Here is a 24,834-nt window from a genome sequence, read left to right as displayed (position 1 = left end):
AGAAAGGCGTATGTATGGACAAGCCGCTTAACAAGCAGGAACTCGTCTCGGTTGTTGCAGATGATGTAGACCTGCCCAAGGCGAAGGCTGGCGAAGTGGTTGACGCTGTATTCTCAGCCATTGAGAAGGCCCTGAAGGGTGGACAGGAAGTCCGTCTCGTCGGGTTTGGCTCGTTCGTCACGGCTCATCGTAAGGCGACAAAAGGTCGCAATCCCCGCACAGGTGAGGAAATCGACATTCCGGCTTCGACGTCTGTACGTTTCAAGCCAGGCAAGACCCTCAAGGACGCAGTCAGCTAAGACGCTGCCTCACTGAGTGCTTTGCAGACAGGCAAGACGGTTTTTACTGTCTTGCCTGTTTTTTTATGTGGTCGATTTCCTTCATTTTTGTGACTGTCGGGGGTTGATTGATCGCTCCGTTTTGTCTAACCAATGCGACGGGCGATTAGCTTAGCGGTAGAGCATCTCGTTTACACCGAGAGGGTCGGCGGTTCGATCCCGTCATCGCCCACCATTTTCCTGAAAATTCAATCTGACAGACATCAGCCCCGTGGGTCTGTGCACGGTCTTCCTTTTGACCGTAACCCCATGAGCAGGCGCCTGATCGCATGTTTATAGCTAAGTCTATATTTTTATGTATATAGATCTAAGGTGGTGGTATGTGTTGACGGAAAAAGCACTTCAGATGGGACGGTTGCAGGGTGACGTTCAGCTCTGTGAATTGAATTCAATAGGCTGAACTCCTCACGCGAAAGTTTCTGAGTCGTGCCGGTATGAGGGTGGCCATGGGGGCATTCCGGGCATAGTTTGGCCGCATTATCCATCGGTTCGAGCCATAAGGCGCGGATGTGGAAACGGAAAATCATTACGGAGGGCGTCATGCCGTCGGTGATCAACGATTATCTGCCGGTTCTCATTTTCGGCATTCTCGCCGTGGTGATTGCAGGCGCCATGCTGGGCGCTTCGCTCGTGTGTGGACACCAGAAACCTTATGCGGAAAAACTGACAGCCTATGAGTGCGGTTTCGAAGCGTTCGACGATGCGCGCCGTCGTTTTGATGTCCGTTTCTATCTCGTTTCGATCCTGTTCATCATCTTCGATCTGGAAGTGGCCTTCCTGTTTCCGTGGGCGGTCAGCCTGTCGCGGATCGGTCTTTATGGCTTCCTGTCGATGATGGGATTCCTTGGCGTGCTGGGGATCGGATTCCTTTATGAGTGGCGCAAGGGCGCGCTGGACTGGGATTGATCTTGATGCTGGCGGACGTGGCTGTAACGGTAATGAAGGTGGAGAACGCGCAATGAACGGTGACAGCGCTGTGGGCTCGGACACCAATATCGTCTGGAACCGGGATGCGGTTCCCGCTGGACCGGAGCAGGACGCTATCGTCCGTGGCATCACGGGTGAGATCAGCGAGAAAGGCTTCGTGGTCGCCAGTCTCGACAAACTCGTGAACTGGGGCAGGACGGGTAGCCTCTGGCCAATGACGTTTGGTCTGGCCTGCTGTGCTGTGGAAATGATCCACGCCTACATGCCGCGTTACGATCTCGATCGGATGGGTATCATTCCTCGTGGCTCGCCACGACAGTCAGACGTGATGATCGTCGCTGGAACGCTCACCAACAAGATGGCCCCGGCCCTGCGGCGTGTTTACGACCAGATGGCCGAGCCGCGCTGGGTGATTTCGATGGGCTCCTGCGCCAATGGCGGCGGCTATTACCATTATTCCTATTCGGTTGTGCGTGGCTGTGACCGTGTCGTGCCGGTCGATGTCTATGTGCCGGGCTGTCCCCCGACGGCCGAGGCGCTGATTTACGGTATCATGCTGCTGCAAAAGAAAATCCGCCGGACAGGGACGATTCTCCGTGGCTGATCAATCCACTGCACCCGTCACCAGAGGCAATTCCGGTCTCTCATCCCTGGCCTTCACGCTTTCAACGTCGTTACCGGGCATATCTTCCGCCGCTATAGAAGGCGGAGAACTTGTGGTGCGGGCGGATCGTGATCGCCTGACCCCGCTGATGATGCTTCTGCGTGATGATCGACGGTTCCGTTTCGAACAGCTCATGGACCTGTGTGGCGTTGATTTCCCTCAACGCGCCGAACGGTTCGATGTGGTCTACAACCTTCTGTCCGTAAGCCTGAACCAGCGTGTCCGGGTGATCGTGACGACAGACGAACTGACACCGGTCGCGTCGGTGCACCAGATATGGCCCTGCGCCACATGGTGGGAGCGCGAGTGTTACGACATGTATGGCGTGTTGTTCTCGGGCCAGCCGGATCTCCGTCGTATTCTCAGCGATTACGGCTTCGAGGGGCATCCGCTCCGCAAGGATTTCCCGCTGACCGGTTATACAGAAGTTCGCTACGATCCGGAGCGTCGCCAGATTGTGCGCGAACCGGTCACGCTGACACAGGATTTCCGCGATTTCGATTTTGTGTCTCCCTGGGAAGGCGTTCTGACGCTGCCGGGTGACGAACGGGCGCATGAACTGCGTCAGATCATGAAAAAGATACAGTGACAGGAGCCGGAGCATGACAGAGGCCCTGAAACAGGACGAAAATCTCCTCGGTCTGCGTGACAGCCTTGTTGAAGGTCCGCTGCCCGAGACTTTGCTGCCTGAACAGGTGGCCAAGCATGAAGTTGAGCGCCGGACAGTCGAAATCGACAGTCACGCGCTCAATTTCGGCCCGCAGCATCCATCGGCCCACGGCGTTCTGCGTCTTGTGCTGGAGATGGAAGGCGAGGTTGTGGCGCGTGCCGTGCCGCATATCGGGCTGCTGCATCGCGGCACGGAAAAGCTGATCGAATACAAGACCTATCCCAAGGCGCTGCCGTATTTCGATCGTCTCGATTACGCCTCTCCGATGTGCGAGGAGCACGCTTTCGCGCTGGCGACCGAGAAACTGCTTGGCATTGAAGCGCCGGATCGCGCCAAGTGGATCCGCGTGATCTTCGCGGAAATTACCCGCATCCTGAACCACATCCTCAACCTGACGGCGATGGGGCTCGACTGCGGTGCGGTGACGCCTGCGCTCTGGGGCTATGAAGAGCGCGAAAAACTGCTTGAGTTTCACGAGGCGGTTTCCGGAGCGCGTTTCCATGCCAACTATTTCCGTCCCGGTGGTGTCGCACGCGACATGCCTGCTGGTATGGAAGAGAAAATCGCTGCGTGGGCTGAAGAATTTCCCAACTGGATCGATGATCTCGAAGGGCTGCTGACAGAAAACCGTATCTGGAAGCAGCGTACGGTCGGTATTGGTGTGTTCACCAGCGAGCAGGCATTGGCGTGGGGCTGGAGTGGTCCGTGTCTGCGTGGCTCGGGCGTGCCGTGGGATCTGCGTCGCTCCCAGCCGTATGACAATTACGACAAGGTCGATTTCGAAATTCCCGTGGCACGGCATGGCGATTGTTATGATCGCTATCTCGTTCGCGTGGCCGAAATGCGCGAGAGCGTGAAGATCATCAAGCAGAGTCTGGCGCAGATCAGACCCGGCGCGATCAAGGTGCAGGACCCCAAGTTCTCGCCTCCGCCACGTGCCGAGATGAAGCGGTCGATGGAAGCCCTGATCCATCACTTCAAGCTGTTTACCGAGAGTTATCATGTGCCGCCGGGCGCGACCTACACGGCAGTCGAAACGCCAAAGGGTGAATTCGGTGTCTATCTCGTGGCTGACGGCAGCAATCGTCCGTATCGCTGCAAGATCAGACCGACCGGTTTCGCGCATCTGCAGGCGATTGATGAACTCTCTCGACGGGGTATGCTGGCTGACGCTGTGGCGATCATCGGCTCGCTGGATCTCGTCTTTGGTGAGGTGGACCGATGAGCACTGTCACAAACGTGCAGCCTGATCACTTCGAATTTGATGAGATCAGCGAAGGCGAGATCGCAACGATCCTCGCCAAGTATCCGCCGGAGCGGAAAGCGAGCGGTGCTCTTCCTCTGCTCTATGTCGTGCAGAACCAGATGAAACGGCAGACCGGCAGCGCCTGGGTGCCGACCGTGGCGATGGATGCCGTGGCTGAAAAGCTGGAAGTCGCGCCGATGCGTATTTACGAGGTTGCGACCTTCTATTTCATGTTCAACACCAGGCCGATCGGGAAATATCACCTTCAGGTCTGCACGACGACATCCTGCTGGCTGCGCGGGTCGGACGATGTGCTGTCCGCCTGCAAGAAGGCGACCGGCATCCATAATATTGGCGAGACCAGCGAAGATGGTCTGTTTACGCTGAGTGAGGTCGAGTGCCTTGGAGCGTGCTCCAATGCGCCGATCCTTCAGGTGGATAACGATTTTTTCGAGGATCTCGACGCCCCTCGTACGGAAGCGCTGATCGAGGCGCTGAAACGCGGCGAGTATCCGGAGTCGGGGCCGACCAACGGGCGTCATGGCGCGGAGCCGGAGGGTGGCCGTCGGGTGCTGCTCGAAGAGACCGGTTCCGGTCAGGGTTGAGGGAGATCTGCGACGATGCTGAGCGATAAGGACCGGATCTACACCAACCTGTATGGCCAGAATGACTGGCGGCTGGCTGGCGCCCGCGCCCGTGGTGACTGGAACGATACGAAGGCGATCACCGACAAGGGCCGCGACTGGATCGTCAACGAGATGAAGGCGTCCGCCCTGCGCGGGCGTGGTGGTGCGGGCTTCCCGACGGGTGTGAAGTGGTCCTTCATGCCGAAAGGCGACGGACCAGCGCCACGCTACCTCGTCATCAACGGCGACGAGTCCGAGCCGGGTACCTGCAAGGATCGTGAGATCCTGCGCCATGAGCCGCACAAGCTGATCGAGAGCGCGCTGATCGCCTCTTTCGCGATGGGGGCGCACGCGTCCTACATCTATGTGCGCGGCGAGTTCTATAACGAAGCGCGTCATCTCCAGATCGCCATCGATGAAGCGTATGAAGCCGGGTTGCTTGGCAAAAACGCTGCGGGAACAGGCTGGGATTTCGACTTCTATCTGCATCGCGGCGCGGGCGCTTATATCTGCGGCGAGGAAACGGCCCTGCTGGAAAGCCTCGAAGGCAAGAAGGGCCAGCCGCGCATGAAGCCGCCTTTCCCGGCGGGCGCGGGGCTTTATGGCTGCCCGACGACGGTAAACAATGTGGAGTCGATCGCTTCGGCGTCCACGATCCTGCGTCGTGGTGCGGCATGGTTCTCCGCACTCGGCCGCCCGAACAATGCGGGCACCAAGCTGATGGCCATTTCCGGTCATGTGAATACGCCCTGCGTGTTCGAGGAAGAACTCGGTGTGCCGCTGAAGGAAATCATCGAGAAGCATGGCGGCGGTGTGCGTGGCGGATGGGACAATCTGCTGGCGGTCATTCCGGGCGGCTGCTCGGTGCCGCTGCTGCCGAAGGATGTCTGCGAGACGGTGCTGATGGACTATGACAGCCTGCGGGCGGTGCAGTCAGGGCTCGGAACGGGCTGCATGATCGTGATGGATAAATCCACCGATATCATCAAGGCGATTGCCCGCTTCTCGCAGTTCTTCAAACATGAGAGCTGTGGCCAGTGCACGCCGTGCCGTGAAGGCACCGGCTGGATGATGCGCGTCATGAACCGCATGGTCGAAGGCCGAGCCGAGATCGAGGAAATCGACATGCTGGAGCAGGTCACACGGCAGGTTGAAGGACATACGATCTGTGCGCTTGGCGATGCGGCGGCATGGCCCATTCAGGGTCTGATCCGGCATTTCCGCCCGCTCATGGAAGAGCGTATCCATGACTACAAGCGGCGGCATGGCGGTTCGCAGCAGGTGCAGGTGCCTGCGGGAACGCCTGTCGTAGCGATTGCGGCGGAGTAAGGCGGATGGTCAGAGTCATTGTTGACGGCACGCCTGTCGATGTCGCTCCCGGTTCTTCCGCGCTTCAGGCGTGCGAGGCGGCGGGCAAGGAAATTCCACGCTTCTGCTACCATGAACGCCTGTCCGTGGCCGGCAACTGCCGCATGTGTCTCGTGGAGGTTGAGCGGGCTCCGAAACCGGTCGCTTCGTGCGGTTTCCCTGTCAATGAAGGCATGAAGATCTTCACGGACACGGAAACGGTCCGCAAGGCGCGGCGGGCGGTGATGGAGTTCCTGCTCATCAACCATCCGCTCGACTGCCCGATCTGCGATCAGGGCGGCGAGTGTGACCTTCAGGATCAGGCGTATGGGTACGGCAGCGGCATTTCCCGTTATCATGAGGAAAAGCGCGCCGTTACCGACAAGAATCTCGGCCCGCTGGTAAAGACGGTGATGACGCGCTGCATCCAGTGCACGCGCTGTGTCCGATTCAGCGCGGAAGTGGCGGGCACGCCGGAACTGGGTGGCATCTCGCGTGGCGAGAATCTTGAGATCACCACCTATGTCGAGAAGGCGCTGACCTCGGAACTGTCCGGCAATCTGATCGACATCTGCCCGGTTGGCGCGCTGACTTCCAAACCGTCCGCCTTTCAGGCCCGTCCGTGGGAATTGCGGAAGACCGACGCCATCGACGTGATGGATGCGGTCGGCACCAATATCCAGATTCAGGCACGTGGCGGCGAGGTGAAGCGTATCGTTCCCCGCGTGAATGACGAGGTGAACGAGGAATGGCTTTCCGACAAAGGCCGTTTCTCTGTCGACGGCCTGAAGCGCCGTCGCCTCGACCGTCCGTGGGTGCGGGTGCATGGCAAGCTGCATCCGGCGAGCTGGCAGGACGCTTTCGTCGCCATCGCCAAACGGCTTGAGGGTGTGCAGGGCAGCCGGATCGGCGCGATTGTCGGTGATCTGTGCGACGCCGAGAGCATCATGGCGCTGCGGGATCTGATGTGGTCGCTGGGTTCGCTCAATCTCGACTGCCGTCAGGATGGCGCGAAATACGATCTGTCGGATCGTGCGCGGTACACTTTCGCCAGCGGCATCGTCGGCATTGATGAGGCGGATGCGATCCTTGTGGTCGGGGCCAATCCGCGTCTGGATGCACCGGTTCTGAACGCCCGTATCCGCAAGCGCTATCTGTCACTGGGGCGCGGCGGTCTGCCTATCGGTGTTATCGGTACGCTGACCTCCGATCCGACATGGGCGTATGAGGATCTGGGCAGTAATCCGGTCTCGGTGAACGGTCTGCTGAGCGGCAATATTGAATTTGTTGAAAAGCTGAAGGCCGCCAGGAAACCGGTGATCATTGTCGGTCAGGAGGCGCTGACCCGTGAGGATTCCGCAGCCATTCTGAAAGCCTGTCGCGCTCTGGCGGAATCGGTCGGTGCGCTGACAGATGACTGGAACGGCCTGAACATCCTGCACACCGCGGCGTCGCGGGTTGCGGCGCTCGACCTTGGCTTTGTGCCACGCAAGGGTGGTCGCAGCCTGCGCGGGATGCTGAGCAGCGGTGTGGATGTGCTGTGGCTGCTGGGCGCGGACGAGTTCTCGGTGAACGCCATCAGCCCTGAAACCTTCGTGATCTATCAGGGGCATCATGGCGATGCGGGCGCGGCCCGTGCCGACGTGATCCTGCCGGGTTCGGCCTATACCGAAAAATCGGGCACATGGGTCAACACGGAAGGTCGCATCCAGCGCAGCTTCCAGGCGGTGTTCCCGCCGGGAGAGGCGAAGGAGGACTGGAAGATCATCCGCGCAGCCTCGGAAGTGCTGGGCGCGAAACTGCCGTACGACACGATCGAGACGCTGCGTGAGCGGCTTCAGCTTGGCGTGTCCTCTGCGGCAGGCGAAGTGGCGGACGAGCCGGGTGCGGAAGCTATCGAGGCGAAGCCGCTGCTGGCGTCCTCCCGGAGTTATTACCTGACAAATCCGATCAGCCGGTCCAGTCCGACCATGGTCGAGTGCGCGGAAGTCTACGCGCCGGGCGTGGCTGTAGCGGCGGAGTAGGAACGTGGCTGACTTTTTCTTCCATACGCTCGCCGGGCAGTTCATTCTCATGGTGCTGGAGACGCTCGCGGTTCTCGTGCCGCTGCTGATCGGTGTGGCTTACCTGACGCTCATGGAGCGCAAGGTGATGGCGGCGATGCAGTTGCGTCGTGGCCCGAACGTGAATGGCATCTTCGGTCTGCTTCAGGCTTTTGCCGACGCGATCAAGATGATCACCAAGGAAACGATCATCCCCACCGGGGCCAATCGTTTCCTCTTCCTGTTCGCTCCGTTCCTGACGTTCTCGCTGGCCATGACGGCGTGGGCGGTCATTCCGACGGGCAACGGGCTGGCGGTCGCCAACATCAATGTGGGCATCCTCTACCTGCTGGCGATTTCCTCGCTCGGTGTCTACGGCATGCTTATCGCGGGCTGGGCGTCGAACTCCAAATACGCCTTTCTCGGCAGCCTTCGGTCCGCCGCGCAGATGGTGTCCTACGAGGTCTCCATCGGTCTGGTGATTGTGTCCGTGCTGCTGGCGGTGGGGAGCCTGAACCTCAACGATATCGTGCTGGCGCAGCGGCATGTCTGGTTCTGCGTGCCGATGTTCCCGATTTTCATCCTGTTCTTCATCTCGGCGCTGGCCGAGACGAACCGCGCGCCATTCGATCTTCCCGAAGGCGAGAGTGAGCTGGTGGCGGGCTTCTTCGTCGAATATTCCTCGCTCTCCTTCGGTCTCTTCTTCCTTGGCGAATATGCCAACATGATCCTCATGTCCGGCATGGTCAGCATCCTGTTCCTTGGTGGCTGGCTGCCGCCGCTCGGTATCGCGCCGCTGACATGGATTCCGGGACCGCTCTGGCTGATCGCCAAGATTCTGTTCTGTCTTTTCGTCTTTATCTGGACCCGCGCAACGTTCCCCCGTTTCCGGTATGACCAGCTCATGCGTCTTGGCTGGAAAGTATTCCTGCCATTCTCGCTGCTCTGGATGATCGCAACCGCCGGGTTCCTGCTTGCAACGGGTCTTCTGCCGCAGGGAGTAAGCTGATGGCTGGCATGGATCGTGCGCTGAAGGCTTTTCTGCTGACCGAGATCATCTCGGGCATGGCCTCGACATTCAAAACGATGTTCAAGCCGAAAGTCACCATCAACTACCCCTATGAAAAGGGACCGCTTTCTCCGCGTTTCCGTGGCGAGCATGCGCTGCGCCGCTATCCGAACGGCGAGGAACGCTGCATCGCCTGCAAGCTGTGCGAGGCGACCTGCCCGGCGGAGGCGATCGTCATCGAGGCCGAGCCGCGTGACGACGGCTCCCGCCGCACCACGCGCTACGACATTGACATGACGAAGTGCATCTATTGCGGCCTGTGCGAGGAAGCCTGCCCGGTGGACGCCATTGTCGAGGGTCCGAACTACGAGTTCGCCACGGAGACCCGTGAGGAGCTCATGTACAACAAGGAAAAGCTGCTCTCGAACGGCGACCGCTGGGAGAGCGTGCTGGCACGGAGGCTCGAGCTTGATGCGCCTTATCGCTGATCGGCCTCACGCTATGTCCGTAGCCGTGTCCGCCGCCTGCTGTCGTGGAGGCTGTGTCTGATGGTCCAGCTCGTCTTTTATGTGTTCGCCGCCATTCTGGTCGGCTCAGCCGCCATGGTGATCAGCGCACGCAATCCGGTCCATTCGGTCCTGTTCCTGATCCTTGCGTTCTTCAACGCGGCAGGTCTGTTTCTCGTCGCCGGGGCCGAGTTCCTCGCGATGATCCTGGTGATCGTCTATGTTGGCGCGGTCGCCGTGCTGTTCCTGTTTGTGGTGATGATGCTCGACATCGACTTCACCAAGATGCGGGAAGGCCTGCAGCGTTACGCGCCCATTGGCGGCGTTGTCGGCTGCATCCTGTTCGTCGAACTGGTGATGGCGGGCCTGCACTGGGGCATGTCCCCGGTCATGCCTGCGCCAATTACGGGCGGCCTCGGCCAGCCCGGAGGCGCTGCGACCAACACCGGCGCGCTCGGCAACCTGATCTACACGCACTATATCCTGCTGTTCCAGCTTTGCGGTCTCGTGCTGCTCGTCGCCATGATCGGCGCGATCACCCTGACACTGCGTGACCGTCCGATGGGCCGTCGCCAGATCATCTCCCGCCAGCATGAACGCAAGCGCGCCGACACGCTCGAGATGATGACCCTGCCGCTGGGGCAGGGCACGGATGCCAACGGCGGCTTCATCCGCCCCAATGATTCCTATTACGTGACAGCCGTTCCGGGCTCTTACGGAGTCCCTGCCGCAGAAAAGCGCGAGCCGGGTGAAGGAGACGCAGAATGAACACGGCAATCGCCCAGATCGGGCTCGGTCCCTACCTGACGGTCAGCGCGGCGCTGCTGGTGCTTGGTGTGTTCGGCATCTTCCTCAACCGGAAGAACATCATCATCATCATGATGTCGATGGAGCTGATCCTGCTGGCAGCCAACCTCAATCTGGTGGCGTTCTCCTCCGTGCTCGGTGATCTCTCCGGACAGGTTCTGACGCTGTTCGTGCTGACCATAGCGGCCGCTGAAGCTGCTATTGGCCTCGCCATCCTCACTGTCTATTTCCGCAACCGTGGCTCGATTCAGGTCGAGGACGTTGCGACGATGAAGGGCTGAGCATCATGCAGGCAGCACTCATCCTCTTTTCGGTCGCGACACTCGCTCCTCTGTGTGGCTCGGCTATCGCGGGCCTGTTCGGACGGCGCATCGGTGACGGCGCGGCGCAGGCCGTGACGGTCCTGTGCATGCTCATCGCCACGGTATGCAGCTATGGCGCGCTGCTCGGCGGCATGGTCGGCGGTGGGATGCCCAGCGTGGCCCTGCTGGCGCACTGGGTTGATGCCGGCTCCTTCCACGTGAACTGGGCGCTGCGGTTCGACACGCTGTCCGTCACCATGGTGGCGATGGTGCTGACCGTCTCGACGCTCGTGCATATCTACAGCATCGGTTACATGGCGCACGATACGATGCCGCGTTACCGGTTCTTCTCGTATCTTTCGCTGTTCACCTTCGCCATGCTGATGCTGGTCACGTCCAACGACCTGATCCAGCTCTTCTTCGGCTGGGAAGGCGTCGGTCTCGCGAGTTACCTGCTGATCGGTTACTGGTATCAGAAGCCCAGCGCCTGCGCCGCCGCGATCAAGGCTTTCGTGGTCAACCGTATCGCCGACCTGTTCTTCCTTGTCGGGATCGGCCTGATCTTCGTGGTGTTCGGCACGGTCCAGTATGACGACATCTTCGCCACGGTCCCGGACCACGTCCAGACAGGTTACTACCTGTTCGGCTCCGTTCATTCCGTACTGGAGATCATCGCGACGTTGCTGTTCATCGGTGCGATGGGCAAGTCGGCGCAGCTCTTCCTGCACACATGGCTGCCGGACGCGATGGAAGGTCCGACACCGGTTTCGGCGCTGATTCACGCCGCCACCATGGTCACGGCGGGTGTCTTCCTGATGGCGCGCATGTCGCCGCTGGTCGAGTTCGCGCCTGACACACGGATTTTCATCGTGCTGATCGGGGCCACGACCTGCTTCTTCGCGGCGACGGTTGGTCTGGTGCAGCCGGACATCAAGCGCACGATTGCCTACTCCACCTGCTCGCAGCTTGGCTACATGTTCATGGCCGTCGGTGTCGGAGCCTATCAGGCGGCGGTCTTCCATCTGACGACCCACGCTTTCTTCAAGGCGATGCTGTTCCTTGGCGCGGGCTGCGTGATTCACGCCATGCACGAGGAGCAGGACATGTTCCGCATGGGTGGTCTCTGGAAGAAGATTCCGGTGACCTACGCCATGATGTGGATCGGCAGTCTGGCGCTGGCGGGCGTGTTTCCCTTTGCAGGTTACTGGTCGAAGGACGCCATTCTGAACGCGGCATGGGTCTCGCATTCCGGTATCGGCACTTACGGCTGGATACTCGGCACGGTCACGGCGTTCATCACGGCGCTGTATAGCTGGCGTCTGATCTTCCTCGTGTTCCACGGCAAGCCGCGTGACCAGCATGCGTACGATCACGCTCATGAAAGCCCGGCCGTTATGTTGGGGCCGGTGCTGATCCTGTCGATCGGCGCGCTCGTTGCCGGTGCGGCTCTGGCTCCACTCTATATCGGTGGCAGGCAGGAAGGGTTCTGGCAGGGTGCGATCTTCAACGCGCCGGGCAATACGGTCATGGCGTCACTTGAGGATGTCCCGACGCTTATCGGTCTGATGCCGAGCATCGTCGGTCTGCTGGGCATCGCGCTGGCTTATGTCCTCTATATCGCCAGGCCGGAACTGCCCGGACAGATCGCGACATCCTTCCGTCCGGTTTATCAGTTCCTGCTCAACAAGTGGTATTTCGACGAACTCTATGACGTGATCTTTGTGAAGCCCTATCGCGCCATTGCCCGCGCCCTGTGGCATGGTGTGGATGAGGGGGTGATCGAGAAGATCCCCGTCGGTCTTGCGGAAGTCACGCGCGGCACGGCGGTCACCGCCACGCGCACGCAGACCGGGTCCATCGCCATCTATGCGTTCACCATGCTTGTCGGGCTGGTCGTGTTCGTCACCACTGTGGTGTTCTTGAAATGAGCGGTTTTTCTGAAATCCTGCACGTCATCGCCGGGGAGAATGGACGATGAACTGGATACTTGCCTTGCCGGAAATCGTTCTGGCGGTCAGCGGTCTCCTTATCCTCTCGGTGGGTGTGCTCACGAAGAAGGGTCATGCCTTCCTGCCGTCGGCGACGCTGAGCATCGCGGCCTTTGTAGTGACCGGTTTTCTGGTGGCTCTCTCGCCGGAGGGCATGGGATACGACGGACTGTTCGTGGTCGATGCGTTCGCCCGCTTCATCAAGCTGCTGGCCATTGTCGGTGGCGTGGTCGCGATTGCGCTGTCGGTCGGTTACACCAATGAGCACCGCGAGCTGCCGTTCGAGATGCCCATTCTCGTCCTGTTCTCGACGCTAGGCGCGATGGTCATGGCGTCTTCGACCAATCTGATGACGCTTTTTGTCGGATTGGAACTGTCTTCGCTCGCCATCTACGTGCTGTGCGCCCTGGAGCGTGATCGTCTGGGATCGGCCGAAGCCGGGCTGAAATATTTCATCCTTGGCTCTCTGGCGTCCGGTCTGCTGCTTTATGGTGTATCGCTGGTTTACGGCTACGCGGGCACGATGGAGTATGCGCCCATCGCGGCCGAGATCAACGGAGCAGGCATCCTGCCCGTTGGTCTTGTGATTGGCATGGTGTTCGTCATCGTCGGACTGGCGTTCAAGCTGTCCGCCGTGCCGTTCCACATGTGGACGCCGGATGTCTATCAGGGTGCGCCGACGCCGGTGACGGCCTATATGGCCGGAGCCCCGAAGTTTGCGGCTTTTGCCCTGATCCTGCGCGTAATGGCGGGACCGTTCGGTGCGATGTCTCCGCGCTGGCAGTTGCTGATCGAGGTGATCGCGGCCCTGTCCATGCTGTTCGGCGCCTTCGCCGCCATTCCACAGCGCAACATCAAACGTCTGATGGCTTATTCCTCGATCGGTCATATGGGTTACGCGATGATGGGTCTTGCTGCCGCGTCTCCGGCAGGAACGACCGGCACGCTGGTCTATCTCACGACCTATCTGATCATGAATGCGGGCACGTTCGGTGTGATCACCGCCATGCGTCGGCAGGGACGTGAGGTTACGGAAATCTCCGACATCGCCGGACTGGGTCGCACCAATCCGGGGCTGGCTCTGGTGCTGGCGATCTGCATGTTCAGCATGATCGGCGTGCCTCCGCTGGCCGGGTTCTTCGGCAAGTTCATGGTGTTTGCAGCAGCCTGGAATGCTGGCCTGTATCCGCTGATCGCTGTGGGCGTGGTGTCGGCCATTGTTGGTGCGTTCTATTACCTGCGTATCGTGAAAGTGGCCTATTTTGATCCGGCGGCTCCGGCGTTTGATCGTCCTGCTCCGTCCGTTTCGTTCGTGTCCATCGCCATGGGGCTCGCCACGGTGCTGTTCCTGATCGGTCTGGGCCCGATCAGCGAGGCCGCACAGGCTGCGGCGCAGGCGCTCATTGACTAGTCATGTCGTTCCGCGAGAAAGCGGTATGGCTGGTCAGCCGTTCGGCTGGCGGCTCTCCTGTTTCGATGAACTGCCGTCCACGTCCGATCTCTGTCTTGCAAAAGCGGACGCGGGGGAGGTGGACGGTTTTGCCGTGCTGGCGTTTCATCAGACCAGCCCGCGAGGCAGTCGAGGGCGTCTCTGGGCCGATCCGGGAGACAGTCTGGCGCTTTCAGTGCTCATCCGGCCTGACATGGCTGAGCGGAAACAGCCCGGTGCATGGGCGTTCATTGCAGCTCTTGCGTTTCATGATGCGCTTGCTGAAGACCGGATCAGTCCTCGTCTTCGAATCAAATGGCCCAACGACATAGTGCTGGATGGCCGCAAGATGGCGGGTATTCTGGTCGAAGCCGGTGGGGGAGACGCGCCTTGGCTGGTCATCGGATTTGGGGCCAACCTTGTGGCTTCTCCCGTGATTTCCGGCCGTAAACTGGCCTGTCTGGCGGAGTGGACGGCCTCCTGCCAACCGCGCGCTGTCGCGGAGAGAATTCTTGTCGCACTGGCGCGCTGGCGGACGGTTTTCAGGGCTCAAGGCTTCGCCGCAATTCGCGTCGCGTGGCTTGAACGATCGCTGCCTCTGGATGCGCCCCTTGTAGTAAATGGCGGCGGACACTATTCTAAAGGCAGATTTGCAGGGATTGGTGAGGATGGTGAGTTGCTCCTCGACTGTAATGGAAAGATCGAGAGAGTGATCACGGGTGAAGTGCTTTATGGTGACCCCAAGGTGAATACGCTGGAAACCGGTCGTGCTGCTGGTCATTGACGCGGGCAACACGAACGCTGTTTTTGCTGTCGATGACGGAGAGAAATGGCGCGGAACGTGGCGCATTTCCATGCAGACGCAGCGCACCAGCGACGAATACGCAGTGTGGCTGCTGACCCTTCTGCATAATGAGGGCATTGCCCCGGAGGATATTACCGGGGCCGCCATCGGTACGGTGGTGCCGGCTGCTTTCTATCATCTTCGCCAGCTCTGCCGTCAGTATTTCAATGTCGAGCCTCTCGTGGCGTCTCCACGTCTTGACTGGGGTTTCCAGATCGCTCTGGATAATCCAACGGAAGTGGGCGTTGACCGCCTGCTGAACGGGCTCGCCGCCCAGCGTCTTTATGGCGGCCCGCTGGTGGTCATCGATTTCGGAACGGCCACCACGTTCGACGTCGTGGCGGAAGACGGAACCTATCTGGGTGGCATCATTGCTCCCGGCATCAATCTGTCGGTTGAGGCCCTGCATATGGCCGCGGCACGCCTGCCGCGGATTGGAATTGGTCGCCCGGAAGGCGGCCTTGTTATTGGAAAGAACACGAACACGGCCATGCGGTCAGGCGTGTTCTGGGGATATGTCGGATTGATCGAAGGGCTTGTCGAGCGGGTCAAACGGGAATTCGGGGCGCCCATGAAGGTGCTTGCGACCGGTGGTCTCGCGCCGCTCTTCTCCGAAGGAACACAGGTCTTCGACCATATCGACCCTGAATTGACCATCAACGGATTGCGGTTCCTGTTCGAACGAAACCCGGAGCCGCCATTACACACCATCACAGACAGTACACAGGAAGAAGGATAACAGAACGACATGACGGAAAAGGATGGCGGTCTGGCCTTTCTGCCACTCGGCGGAACGGGTGAGATCGGTATGAACCTCAACCTCTACAGGTTGGGGGAGACATGGCTCGCTGTGGATTGCGGTATCGGGTTCTCCGGCAATGATACGCCGGAAGCGGAAATTCTGGTGCCGGATCCGACCTATATCGTGGAACGTCGGGAGAAGCTGGCCGGTCTGGTCATCACCCACGCCCATGAAGATCATATCGGCGCAGTCGCGCATCTCTGGACGCGCCTCGGCTGTCCGATCTACGCGACGCCTTTCGCCGCGACGGTGCTGCGTCGCAAGCTCGGTGAGGCGCGCCTCGATCAGCAGGTGAAGATCCACGTGATCCCCTGCGGTGGACGTTTCAATGTCGGCCCGTTCGATATCGAGTTCATCCCGGTGACCCATTCGGTGCCGGAAGCGCAGGCGATGGCCATCCGCACGCCACAGGGCATTGTGGTGCATACCGGTGACTGGAAGATTGACCCGACGCCGCTGGTTGGTCCGCCGACCGATATCGAGCGCCTGCGCGAGATCGGTGATGAAGGCGTGCTGGCGCTGGTGTGTGACAGCACCAACGTGATGACCCCCGGCGCCTCGCGCTCGGAGGCTGAAGTGCGTCAGGGCCTGACGGAACTGATGGGAACGCTGACGGGACGCATCGCCGTCACCTGCTTCGCATCGAACGTCGCCCGCGTTGAAACCATCGCCATGGCGGCGCAGGCTGCCGGACGTGTCGTGGTGCTGGTCGGTCGCTCCCTGCGCAACCTCGACGTGGCGGCGCGTGAGTGTGGCTATCTCTCAGGCGTGCTGCCGTTCCTGCCGGAATATGAGATCAACAATGTCGAGGACGACAAGATCGTCATGATCATCACCGGCAGTCAGGGCGAACCCCGCTCGGCGCTGTCGCGGATAGCATCCGACACGCATCAGAGCGTGGCGCTCGGTGAAGGGGATACGGTCATCTATTCAAGCCGCATGATTCCCGGCAACGAGCGCGCGATCATGCAGGTGCAGGACAATCTGACCCGTAACGGCGTCCGTGTCATCACGGACAAGGAAGGGTACATGATCCACTGTTCCGGCCATGCGACGGCTGATGACGTGCGGACGATGTATGACCTGATCCGTCCGCAATACGCCGTGCCGACGCATGGTGAGTGGCGGCACCTGACGGCTCATGCGGCTCTGGCCCAGGAGAAGGGCATCGCCTCCATCCTGCTGGAAGACGGCGATATCCTGAACCTCGCGCCCGGTGCGGTGCAGGTGGTCGACACTGCGCCGACGGGTCGTCTGGCTGTGGACGGCAATCGTCTGCTGGCGATGGATGGTGATGTTCTGTCGGCCCGTCGCAAGATGCTGTTCAACGGCATCATCATCGCCAGTGTCGCGGTTGATGACGAAGGCTACGTCATCGGTGAGCCGAAGATCAGCGCGCCGGGTCTGCTGGAAGCGGGGGAGCCGGAAAGCATCCGCGTGCAGGAAGAGTTCTCCAACGCAATCGACGAGATTCCGGATGAACTGCGCATGGATGACGTTTCCTTCCGGGAAGCTGCCAAGACAGCGCTGCGTCGCGCTCTGGGGCGCAAGCTTCAGAAGCGTCCGCTCGTGGATGTTCACGTTCTTCGCGTCTGATAGACCGTGTTTCAGGCAGGCGCCAATTCTGGCGGTGTCTGCCTGTTCATGAATGTGGCAGATGATACGTTTCGAAATGCTGCAGTCATGTATGGTCACTGATCAAGTGACATAATTATCGGACGATGGTCACAGGACTCTAGAGACAGAAAATTCGATGCGGCAGAAAGACGGAAACCGGCCCGCAGGGTCCCTGCGCGAGAATATGACAGGCCATATTCTGGATGCGGCGGAAAAAGTCTTTTCCTGTCATGGCTTTTCGGGTGCTCGGATTGATGAGATTGCCCGGGTCTGTGATCTGCCCAAAGCGAATGTCCTTTATTATTTTAACACCAAGGAAAAGCTCTATCATGCGACACTGGAGCGTTTTCTTGATGTTTGGCTGGCTGATGCTGACGCGTGGATTTCAGAAAAGAACAGGCCCTATGACGGTCTGCTGAAATACGTTCAGGCGAAAATCGCTTTCTCCCGGCGCAAGCCGGAGGTCTCCCGGCTCTTCATGCAGGAACTCCTGTCGGGCGGTGGTCAGATCGAGGATTTTCTGAAAGTCACACTGAAAGAGCATGTGGAGAGACTGTCAGAAGTTTTCAGCACCTGGCAGGAACGCGGACAGATGAAGGCGGTGAATGTTCCGCACTTCATGTTTCTGCTCTGGTCCATGACCCAGTCCTATGCCGATATGCAGGTCCAGTTTGCAGCCGTTCTGGGCCGAAAGAAGCTCCTGAAAAGTGATTATGACGACGGCCTGGGCACCATCATGCAACTGCTTTCTTCTGTGTGCATTGATGAGGAAATATCTGCGCGATAAGAAGATGGAACCCGAGGGCGGTCGTAAAACCGGCAACACAGGACAGATTTCGATACTCAGCAAAAACCGGGAAAAAGATAAAGCTCAGCCCGCAGAGCGTGCCTGCACCAAGAGCGCTGATGGCTACCGGGTTGATGCCTCCCTGATACCAGTAAGCATTGTTCCGGTCTGATGAATAAAGAGCTTCAGGCTGGATGTTCTGCTTTTTGACGATGTAGTAATCGGCCAGAAGAATGGCGACCATCGGTGTGATGCAGCTTCCCAGCACATCCAGTGTGAGATGCACCAGTTCCGGGCGTGCATACAGATTCCATGGTGTAACAATGATGGCGCCTGTTGCGGCGATCAGTCCTCCCTGACGCCATGACAGGCGATTGGGTGCAATATTGGAAAAATCGAAGGCAGCGGAAACGAAGTTTGCCGAGATGTTGATGCCGACCGTCGCTGTCACGACAGTCAGAACTCCTAGAAGTGCTGTGGTCAGGCTGGTGGTTTTGACGACTGTTTCAACCGGGTCGAAAATCAGATGACCGAAGACAGGCAATGTCAGGGCGATTGTCAGCAGGGTCAGAAAGGCAAAAGCCAGTAGATTGAACGGGAGGCCCCAGAAGTTGCCGCTCCGGATGGCGCGCATGTTGACACCGTAACGGGCGAAATCTCCAAAATTGAGAATGATCGGCGAGAAGTAGGCGAAGATCAGCGCCATCGCATTCACTATGCCGGAGAACTGCTGTGTGAAGGTAGGATGTGTCGCGACGTGGAACATATGAAACGAGACATGCCCGCCCGTCTTGAAAAGAAGCCAGCCGTCGAGAAGCGCCATCATGCCGTAAATGACGGGACCGGCCCAGTCGATGAAATGACGGATGGCGTCCATACCGTTCCAGAAAACCATGATCTGCAGGGTCCATACGGTCATGAAGGCGACCCAGCCGACCAGTGACAACCCCACAAAGCCATGCTGTGAGGTAATGGCCCAGGGTTCAATGGCAGGCCAGAGTTTGACGGCGAGCACCACGAGCGCGTTGGAGGCGAGCCAGGTCTGGATGCCATACCAGCCTATGGCGATCAGCCCGCGTATAAGCGCGGCGAGGATGGCTCCATACACTCCGAACGTCATGCGCGCCACGACGGGAAAAGGCGCTCCGGTACGGAAGCTGGGGGCCGCGACAAGATTGCAGGCCACCTGCACCACAAGAATACCGAGAAGCAGGGCAAGGAACACGTCCTGAAGAGGTAATCCCATGACGAACAGGCTGCTGACTGTCACGTAGCCTGCCACGCTATGAATATTGGACATCCACAGAAACAGATAGTCCTTGCCGCCCCATGTGCGCTGGGTCACCGGGGCCAGATCGTCATTGATCAGGCTGGATGAGCCTGTCTGGAGTGATGAAGGGCCGCTCATGGTGTTCTCCCTGAGAACATGATTCGTTTACGAAATATCTTATTGACCAGATAGTCAGAATAACAATACGGTTTCGACATGAAATGTGGAGAAATTCACGATTCCTGCAATCACGAAGGATGGTTTGATGCTGCACATCAGAGGCGGTGACGTTGTAACGGCGGAACGCACCATGCGGGCCGATGTCCTGTGTGGCGATGATGGACGGATTCTTCAGGTCGGAGCAGATCTCGAAACCCCGGTCGGATTCGATGTGGTGGATGCTGGCGGTCTGCTGGTCATGCCGGGTGGCATCGATCCCCATACGCATATGGAAATGCCCTTTATGGGCACCACTGCAACGGACGATTTTTTTACTGGAACGGCTGCCGGTCTCGCAGGCGGCACGACCAGCATCATTGATTTCGTGATCCCTGGCCGGGGGCGTGGGTTGCTGGATTCATGGAAGGAGTGGCGCGAAAAGGCGGCGAAAGCGGCATCTGATTATGGTTTTCATGTCGCCATCACGGAGTGGAACGATCAGGTGCACCGCGATATGGGCACGCTGGTTGAGGAGTGCGGTGTCAACTCCTTCAAACATTTCATGGCCTATAAAAATGCCCTGATGGTCGAGGATGACACCCTGCTTCGTTCGATGAAACGTGCGTCGGAACTGGGGGCAATCTGTACGGTTCATGCGGAGAATGGCGATGCTGTCGCCTATCTCCAGCAGTATCTGCTGGCGCAGGGACGCACCGGGCCGGAGGCGCACCCTGTTTCAAGGCCCCCGGAAGTGGAGGGGGAGGCGGCCCGGCGCGCCATTACGCTGGCGGGTCTGCTGGGTGCGCCGGTTTATATTGTCCATGTCTCGACGGAGCAGGCGGCGAAAGCGATCGCTGATGCCCGCATGAGAGGACAGGAAGTATATGGCGAAGTTCTGCCCCAACATCTTGTGTTTGACGAAAGCGTTTATGAAACGTCGGACTGGCTGAAGGCGGCGCGTTATGTGATGAGTCCGCCTTTCCGTCCACGTCATCATCAGTCATCGCTGTGGGGTGGTCTTATGTCCGGTCAGTTGCATACGACGGCAACGGATCATTGCTGTTTCTGCGCGGGCCAGAAAGAAGCGGGGCGACATGATTTTACGCGCATCCCTAATGGAACGCCCGGGATCGAGGATAGAATGAGTGTGCTGTGGCACTATGGAGTGAAGAAAGGTCGCCTGTCCCCGGAAAAGTTCGTGGCTCTGACTTCAACCAATACAGCCCGGATTTTCAATCTCTACCCACAGAAGGGGGCTATTGCGCCGGGCGCTGATGCCGACATTGTCCTGTGGGATCCGGATGCGGAGCGAACCATTTCGGCTGCGACGCATCATCAGAATGTCGATTACAATATCTTTGAAGGTATGACGCTGACCGGTCTGGCTCAGACCACGATCAGCCATGGAAAGATCGTCTGGCAGGATGGTGATTTGCGGGCGGTCAAAGGGGCAGGGCGTTATCTCAGCCGTTCGGCTCTGAAACGTACGCCGCGGAAGCCTCTTTAGGAAACATAGAGGATATTTGAAACAGCGCTTCAGCCCGTGAACTCGTCTCGAAGCTCACAAGGATGCAACGGTTTTCTTCGGACTTAATTTATGAAAGGAAGTGGGGCAGAGGTCAGTATATCAATATCGTGCAAGAATATTCTTATTTCCTGTCGGAATCTTTGTCTTCCGTCATGCCATCCTGAGTGCGGGCATAGGCAAGAGACTCTTCGTTGAAAGCAAAGGGAAGGCATGCATAACGCTTGCCTTCTGTGACAGGCCGGACGGCATGCATGAGTGCGCTGGAAAAGATGAGGGCGCCTCCGGCAGGAGGACAAAATCCCTGATCTGAAAATTCGGGAAAGACCAGATCTCCTCCCCTGAAATCATTGTTCAGATTAAGGGAGATGGCGAAAAGTCTGTGGAATGCCCCTTTGACCGTATTATCGCGGTGTGGTCCGAAGCCTCCCAGTTCGGCGGCGTCGTAACATCCGACAATCATGCGGTCCATACCTGTAACGGTACACTGGAAACTCTTGCGGATTTCTGGAACGACACGTCGGATGATGCGGGCCTGTAACCCCCTGACCAGCGTTTCGTCACGTAAAACACAATCATGTCTACGCTTGAAAGACTGGCTGATGGTCTGGATAGCAGCGCCTTCGCTATTGCGGGTCAGGATGCCGGAGAAGTTTTGTGGCTGGCTTTTATAGTATGAAATAAGCGCCTGACAGAACTGCGGCTCAAGAACACCATCAAGCATGAGGGCAGGGATGGGACCGTTCTGAAAACGCGGCGCATGATCCAGCCACTGATTTAGAAGTTCCGCGACGTCGGGGCTATCGGGAAGAACCTGTTTGATCCTGAGCATCGGGTCCACAAGAACCCAGAGCACCTGTTTTCTATCGACATTGTAAAGCCTGTGCACGGTCTCGTCATTGTCAACAAGAATGATGCTGCCATCTGCCGGAAAATCAGGGCCGTCGTTGCCGCCTTCCTGACAGTCTCCGGTAACACAGAAGATTTCCAGAGTGCCGTTTTTGCGCTTCTCCCCAAGCTTGCGGAAGGATTCCGTAGCGAAAGCTGATGGGAGGGTTTGGAGTGAAGGCGTGAAGATCAGCAGGCTATACCGCCCGGCAGCCATATCGAAGCTGTAACGCCCCCAATCGGTATTGGCTTTCTGTAGAAAGAGGGGAGCGGGATCGCCGGGGAGAATCATGGGCGCCATTCTCAGATCACTATTGTTTATTACTTATTATATTGAAAATGCTGAATATTCTATCTTTTTTGTTGAATTTTATTTTGTGGAAAACACAGGAAACCAAAAAACTTAACCATATGGTCGAAATTTCGTTGCGAATCCGGATTAAAAAATTATAGTTATGCAATATCGATCACTCTTACGTTTCGATGCTGGAGCAGGAAAAGAATATGGTCCAAAAACGCCTTTCAGTTTTTCATTTCCTTCTAGCAGGGACAATCTGTGCAGAGACAGTTCTGGCTGAACAGGCGTTAGCGCGGGATGTGCCGCTCCCGGCAAAGACGGTAAAAGTGGCCAATGGAAAGGGTGTATTTAAAAAGCCCGTTGCTCCCAGGCCACGTTCGATCAACGCAAGTGGCCCTGGAGAAGCAATCCAGGTCACTGGCAGCACGGCATCCGCGCAGGGTGTGACGGGGAAGCAGCCTGGTGGTGGTCTCATGCGTGTGGAAACGCGTGCGGGAACTATTCAGTCAGTTACACGGGATTTTATCTCGAAACAGCCTCCGTCAGCCAATCCGGTACAGGTTCTGTCACTGACGCCGAGCGCCTTTGTCACGTTGACCGAGCCCTACGGTATTGCTGGCGGCAATCTGACCCTGCGTGGATTGCCCGGCGACCATGTCGGCTGGATCTATAATGGTGCGCCGGTCAATGATGTGGGTGATGGTGGTTTTTATGCCAACCAGACCTCCGACGGTGATAATCTGAAATCCGTTTCTCTCACACCCGGATCAGTTGATATTGATACTCCCAGTATCTCGGCTGCTGCTGGTGCGGCATATGCTGAATTGATTGATCCCTCACACAAGCGTGGCGGTTTTGTCGATTTTTCCTATGGTTCCTATGACATGCATAGAGAATTCGTGCGTCTGGAAAGTGGTGATATCGGTAAAACAGGCGTGCGTGCATTCGTCTCCTTCTCCAACACTGCTTCAGATAACTGGCGTGGTCCGGGCAAATTCACCCGTAAACATGTCGATTTCAAACTGATCAAGGAATTCACGCCGGAAAGTCGCTGGACGCTCAATGCCAGCTATAACACCAACCAGTTGCAGCTTGATATGTATCCGACCAGGGATCAGTTCGCGGAGTATGGAAAGAAACTGGATTACAGTTCTCATTTTAATAAAAATGATCCTACAAACTATTATAAATATGGATTGGATGCTTTTCAGAACCTTATCGCATCCGCACCGCTTTCCCTGAAACTGGTGGATGGGCTCAGGTTTGACGATACGCCTTATCTCTGGTGGGGGTCTGGCTCCATTGGCGGTGTAAGCATGATCGAAGACGGTCAGACGTTTTCAGGCAATCAGCCTGTAGACGTGAATGTTGCGAACGGCACGACGGTCTATTCACCGCTGTATTTCAGCTATCATAGAACTGGAAACAACGCGAAGGTAACGTGGACCAAAGGGATCAATACTCTGACTTTTGGCTGGTGGTATGAATGGTCTCGTACCAATCAGGCGACGCCGGTGTCCTATATCAATCAGAACGACGGTGGTCCTGCCAATATCTATGGTGATTATGGCCCCAATATCTACCGTACTGCTGAAGGCAAGAAATGGTATCTCAACGATCATAACACGTTCACGCAGGTGAACATGCTTTATCTGGGAGACAAGTTGAAGCTACTGAACGACAAGTTGGAATTGCAGGCTGGCGTGCGTCTGGCGATGGTCAATCGCAAGGTTGACAGTTATGTGCCCAACATTGTCCAGCATCGTGGACAGAATGTTTTCGAACCACTGCCTCAGGTCAGCATCAGCTACACATTCAATCCTCATCATCAGCTGTATGTTCGTGGATCGAGCAGCTTCAAGATGCCGAACAACAACACATTATTCGAGCTGTATAATGCCAATGGTTCCATGTCGACGGCGCCTTCCAGTAATGTAAAGCCGGAATATTCAATCAATGAAGAAATAGGTTATCGTTATCACGATGATATCTTTGTTGGGGATATTTCCTTCTTCAATTACAACTTCACCAATCGTCAGATGGCGGTGCTGAGCTACTTTGGTAGCGCGCCAATGGTGACGACGATGAATGTCGGCAATCAGACATCACGCGGCGTTGACGTCCAGCTTGCGACGCGTCCGATCTTTGGACATTTCCGTCCCTATGTCAGTTTTGAATATCTCGACGCGACCATGGACTCGAATATTCGTTATCTGGGGGATTATCTGCGGACCAGAGGGAAACGTCCCGCACAGACACCCCATGAAATGGGTGCGCTTGGCGTCGACTGGGATAATGGCCACATATTCCTCGACCTTAATCTGAAATATGTCGGGTCTCAGTACGCTACTCTTGTCAATGATGAGAAACTGCATTCCTATATTTCAGATTCACTAACTGTTGGCTATCGTTTTTCCAATGTGTGGTATCTTCATTCGCCGCAGATACAGCTTAACTTCCAGAATCTGGCTGGCTCGCTTTATCGAAACGGAGTGTATTCCATGTCGCCATTCGCTCATCCGACGACAGGTATGAACGGCACGCAATATACGTCGAGTTCGGCTCCGACCTACACGCTGGCCCCCCCTCTGTGTGTTTCCTTTTCAGTCTCCACCGGTTTCTGATTTTCTTTTCATGATCAGGGAAGGCTCGTCAGTGAAAACTGTCGAGCCTTTTTTCTGTCTGATAAAAAAACTGACTAAATGGTCAGAAAAATATTGCGAAAACGAATCATATTCGGCAC

General features: G+C 57.5%; 22 protein-coding genes and 1 tRNA gene. 21 read left to right on the top strand and 2 right to left on the bottom strand.

The annotated features are described in order from the left end of the window. Positions 1 to 14: 14 nt before the first annotated feature. The 19 genes from A0U92_RS11265 (at position 15) to A0U92_RS11175 (ending at position 17,951) form a co-directional block, all read left to right on the top strand. Positions 15 to 299: an HU family DNA-binding protein gene (locus A0U92_RS11265; protein ID WP_010668906.1), complete on the top strand. Its 285-nt coding sequence runs from the start codon at positions 15 to 17 to the stop codon at positions 297 to 299. A gap of 139 nt (positions 300 to 438) precedes the next feature. Next, positions 439 to 513: transfer RNA gene (locus A0U92_RS11260), tRNA-Val, on the top strand. 365 nt (positions 514 to 878) lie between these two features. Then, on the top strand, positions 879 to 1,244 hold the full coding sequence (locus A0U92_RS11255) for an NADH-quinone oxidoreductase subunit A (RefSeq protein ID WP_077814404.1): 366 nt from the start codon (positions 879 to 881) through the stop codon (positions 1,242 to 1,244). 52 nt (positions 1,245 to 1,296) lie between these two features. Continuing rightward, positions 1,297 to 1,869, top strand: a complete 573-nt coding sequence (locus A0U92_RS11250; protein WP_077814403.1) for a NuoB/complex I 20 kDa subunit family protein — start codon at positions 1,297 to 1,299, stop codon at positions 1,867 to 1,869. After that, on the top strand, positions 1,862 to 2,518 hold the full coding sequence (locus tag A0U92_RS11245) for an NADH-quinone oxidoreductase subunit C (RefSeq protein ID WP_077813307.1): 657 nt from the start codon (positions 1,862 to 1,864) through the stop codon (positions 2,516 to 2,518). The genes A0U92_RS11250 and A0U92_RS11245 overlap by 8 nt, the downstream gene beginning before the upstream one ends. Positions 2,519 to 2,531: 13 nt before the next feature. Next, the gene (locus tag A0U92_RS11240) at positions 2,532 to 3,824 is read left to right on the top strand and encodes an NADH-quinone oxidoreductase subunit D (protein WP_077813306.1); all 1,293 of its coding nucleotides are present in this window, start codon (positions 2,532 to 2,534) and stop codon (positions 3,822 to 3,824) included. Next, positions 3,821 to 4,450: a complex I 24 kDa subunit family protein gene (locus A0U92_RS11235; RefSeq protein ID WP_077813305.1), complete on the top strand. Its 630-nt coding sequence runs from the start codon at positions 3,821 to 3,823 to the stop codon at positions 4,448 to 4,450. The genes A0U92_RS11240 and A0U92_RS11235 overlap by 4 nt, the downstream gene beginning before the upstream one ends. A 15-nt stretch (positions 4,451 to 4,465) precedes the next feature. Beyond that, on the top strand, positions 4,466 to 5,800 hold the full coding sequence (gene nuoF, locus A0U92_RS11230; RefSeq protein ID WP_077813304.1) for an NADH-quinone oxidoreductase subunit NuoF: 1,335 nt from the start codon (positions 4,466 to 4,468) through the stop codon (positions 5,798 to 5,800). Between the two features lie 5 nt (positions 5,801 to 5,805). Beyond that, positions 5,806 to 7,842, top strand: a complete 2,037-nt coding sequence (nuoG, locus tag A0U92_RS11225) for an NADH-quinone oxidoreductase subunit NuoG (RefSeq protein ID WP_077813303.1) — start codon at positions 5,806 to 5,808, stop codon at positions 7,840 to 7,842. A 4-nt stretch (positions 7,843 to 7,846) separates the two neighbouring features. Then, positions 7,847 to 8,869, top strand: a complete 1,023-nt coding sequence (gene nuoH, locus A0U92_RS11220; RefSeq protein WP_077813302.1) for an NADH-quinone oxidoreductase subunit NuoH — start codon at positions 7,847 to 7,849, stop codon at positions 8,867 to 8,869. Next, positions 8,869 to 9,357, top strand: a complete 489-nt coding sequence (nuoI, locus tag A0U92_RS11215; RefSeq protein WP_010667122.1) for an NADH-quinone oxidoreductase subunit NuoI — start codon at positions 8,869 to 8,871, stop codon at positions 9,355 to 9,357. The genes nuoH and nuoI overlap by 1 nt, the downstream gene beginning before the upstream one ends. 60 nt (positions 9,358 to 9,417) lie before the next feature. Then, on the top strand, positions 9,418 to 10,143 hold the full coding sequence (locus tag A0U92_RS11210) for an NADH-quinone oxidoreductase subunit J (RefSeq protein WP_077813301.1): 726 nt from the start codon (positions 9,418 to 9,420) through the stop codon (positions 10,141 to 10,143). Then, the gene (nuoK, locus tag A0U92_RS11205) at positions 10,140 to 10,463 is read left to right on the top strand and encodes an NADH-quinone oxidoreductase subunit NuoK (RefSeq protein WP_149026452.1); all 324 of its coding nucleotides are present in this window, start codon (positions 10,140 to 10,142) and stop codon (positions 10,461 to 10,463) included. The genes A0U92_RS11210 and nuoK overlap by 4 nt, the downstream gene beginning before the upstream one ends. A 5-nt stretch (positions 10,464 to 10,468) precedes the next feature. After that, on the top strand, positions 10,469 to 12,412 hold the full coding sequence (nuoL, locus tag A0U92_RS11200; RefSeq protein ID WP_077813300.1) for an NADH-quinone oxidoreductase subunit L: 1,944 nt from the start codon (positions 10,469 to 10,471) through the stop codon (positions 12,410 to 12,412). A 46-nt stretch (positions 12,413 to 12,458) separates the two neighbouring features. Next, on the top strand, positions 12,459 to 13,883 hold the full coding sequence (gene nuoN / locus A0U92_RS11195; RefSeq protein ID WP_077813298.1) for an NADH-quinone oxidoreductase subunit NuoN: 1,425 nt from the start codon (positions 12,459 to 12,461) through the stop codon (positions 13,881 to 13,883). Between the two features lie 25 nt (positions 13,884 to 13,908). Further along, a complete protein-coding gene (locus A0U92_RS11190) occupies positions 13,909 to 14,685 on the top strand; it encodes a biotin--[acetyl-CoA-carboxylase] ligase (RefSeq protein WP_077813297.1) in 777 nt (258 codons plus the stop codon). Then, positions 14,669 to 15,484, top strand: coding sequence for a type III pantothenate kinase (locus A0U92_RS11185; RefSeq protein WP_077813295.1), 816 nt, complete (start codon positions 14,669 to 14,671; stop codon positions 15,482 to 15,484). Before A0U92_RS11190 ends, A0U92_RS11185 begins: the two co-directional genes overlap by 17 nt. Positions 15,485 to 15,493: 9 nt before the next feature. Then, positions 15,494 to 17,143 carry a ribonuclease J gene (locus tag A0U92_RS11180; RefSeq protein WP_077813294.1) on the top strand — a complete coding sequence of 550 codons (1,650 nt, stop codon included), beginning with the start codon at positions 15,494 to 15,496 and terminating at the stop codon, positions 17,141 to 17,143. Positions 17,144 to 17,300: 157 nt separating this feature from the next. Beyond that, complete coding sequence (locus A0U92_RS11175) at positions 17,301 to 17,951, top strand: TetR family transcriptional regulator C-terminal domain-containing protein (RefSeq protein ID WP_077813292.1); 651 nt, start codon at positions 17,301 to 17,303, stop codon at positions 17,949 to 17,951. On the opposite strand, the gene A0U92_RS11170 is transcribed toward A0U92_RS11175, so the two are convergent. Next, positions 17,899 to 19,359 (bottom strand): NCS1 family nucleobase:cation symporter-1, encoded by a 1,461-nt coding sequence (locus A0U92_RS11170; RefSeq protein ID WP_077813290.1) that lies wholly within the window; start codon positions 19,357 to 19,359, stop codon positions 17,899 to 17,901. The genes A0U92_RS11175 and A0U92_RS11170 overlap by 53 nt on opposite strands. 127 nt (positions 19,360 to 19,486) lie before the next feature. Here A0U92_RS11170 and hydA point away from each other — a divergent pair, with 127 nt between their 5' ends. Beyond that, positions 19,487 to 20,887, top strand: coding sequence for a dihydropyrimidinase (gene hydA, locus A0U92_RS11165; RefSeq protein WP_077814401.1), 1,401 nt, complete (start codon positions 19,487 to 19,489; stop codon positions 20,885 to 20,887). A gap of 142 nt (positions 20,888 to 21,029) precedes the next feature. On the opposite strand, the gene A0U92_RS11160 is transcribed toward hydA, so the two are convergent. Next, on the bottom strand, positions 21,030 to 22,094 hold the full coding sequence (locus A0U92_RS11160) for a 2OG-Fe(II) oxygenase (protein WP_236748109.1): 1,065 nt from the start codon (positions 22,092 to 22,094) through the stop codon (positions 21,030 to 21,032). Between the two features lie 203 nt (positions 22,095 to 22,297). Between A0U92_RS11160 and A0U92_RS11155 the strand changes: the two genes are divergently transcribed. Next, positions 22,298 to 24,715 (top strand): TonB-dependent receptor, encoded by a 2,418-nt coding sequence (locus tag A0U92_RS11155; RefSeq protein WP_077813286.1) that lies wholly within the window; start codon positions 22,298 to 22,300, stop codon positions 24,713 to 24,715. Positions 24,716 to 24,834: the final 119 nt, after the last annotated feature.

The organism is Acetobacter aceti, from assembly GCF_002005445.1.
In the GTDB taxonomy this organism is placed as follows: Bacteria; Pseudomonadota; Alphaproteobacteria; order Acetobacterales; family Acetobacteraceae; genus Acetobacter; species Acetobacter aceti_B.
This window is presented reverse-complemented; position numbering and strand designations above follow the sequence as displayed.

Excerpts from the sequence above, each read along its gene's own strand:
- A0U92_RS11265 (WP_010668906.1), top strand. The coding sequence starts at position 15 with ATGGACAAGCCGCTTAACAAGCAGGAACTCGTCTCGGTTGTTGCAGAT.
- A0U92_RS11255 (WP_077814404.1), top strand. The coding sequence starts at position 879 with ATGCCGTCGGTGATCAACGATTATCTGCCGGTTCTCATTTTCGGCATT.
- A0U92_RS11250 (WP_077814403.1), top strand. The coding sequence starts at position 1,297 with ATGAACGGTGACAGCGCTGTGGGCTCGGACACCAATATCGTCTGGAAC.
- A0U92_RS11240 (WP_077813306.1), top strand. The coding sequence starts at position 2,532 with ATGACAGAGGCCCTGAAACAGGACGAAAATCTCCTCGGTCTGCGTGAC.
- A0U92_RS11235 (WP_077813305.1), top strand. The coding sequence starts at position 3,821 with ATGAGCACTGTCACAAACGTGCAGCCTGATCACTTCGAATTTGATGAG.
- nuoF (WP_077813304.1), top strand. The coding sequence starts at position 4,466 with ATGCTGAGCGATAAGGACCGGATCTACACCAACCTGTATGGCCAGAAT.
- nuoG (WP_077813303.1), top strand. The coding sequence starts at position 5,806 with ATGGTCAGAGTCATTGTTGACGGCACGCCTGTCGATGTCGCTCCCGGT.
- nuoI (WP_010667122.1), top strand. The coding sequence starts at position 8,869 with ATGGCTGGCATGGATCGTGCGCTGAAGGCTTTTCTGCTGACCGAGATC.
- A0U92_RS11210 (WP_077813301.1), top strand. The coding sequence starts at position 9,418 with ATGGTCCAGCTCGTCTTTTATGTGTTCGCCGCCATTCTGGTCGGCTCA.
- nuoK (WP_149026452.1), top strand. The coding sequence starts at position 10,140 with ATGAACACGGCAATCGCCCAGATCGGGCTCGGTCCCTACCTGACGGTC.
- nuoL (WP_077813300.1), top strand. The coding sequence starts at position 10,469 with ATGCAGGCAGCACTCATCCTCTTTTCGGTCGCGACACTCGCTCCTCTG.
- nuoN (WP_077813298.1), top strand. The coding sequence starts at position 12,459 with ATGAACTGGATACTTGCCTTGCCGGAAATCGTTCTGGCGGTCAGCGGT.
- A0U92_RS11190 (WP_077813297.1), top strand. The coding sequence starts at position 13,909 with ATGGCTGGTCAGCCGTTCGGCTGGCGGCTCTCCTGTTTCGATGAACTG.
- A0U92_RS11180 (WP_077813294.1), top strand. The coding sequence starts at position 15,494 with ATGACGGAAAAGGATGGCGGTCTGGCCTTTCTGCCACTCGGCGGAACG.
- A0U92_RS11175 (WP_077813292.1), top strand. The coding sequence starts at position 17,301 with ATGCGGCAGAAAGACGGAAACCGGCCCGCAGGGTCCCTGCGCGAGAAT.
- A0U92_RS11170 (WP_077813290.1), bottom strand. The coding sequence starts at position 19,359 with ATGAGCGGCCCTTCATCACTCCAGACAGGCTCATCCAGCCTGATCAAT.
- hydA (WP_077814401.1), top strand. The coding sequence starts at position 19,487 with ATGCTGCACATCAGAGGCGGTGACGTTGTAACGGCGGAACGCACCATG.
- A0U92_RS11160 (WP_236748109.1), bottom strand. The coding sequence starts at position 22,094 with ATGGCGCCCATGATTCTCCCCGGCGATCCCGCTCCCCTCTTTCTACAG.
- A0U92_RS11155 (WP_077813286.1), top strand. The coding sequence starts at position 22,298 with ATGGTCCAAAAACGCCTTTCAGTTTTTCATTTCCTTCTAGCAGGGACA.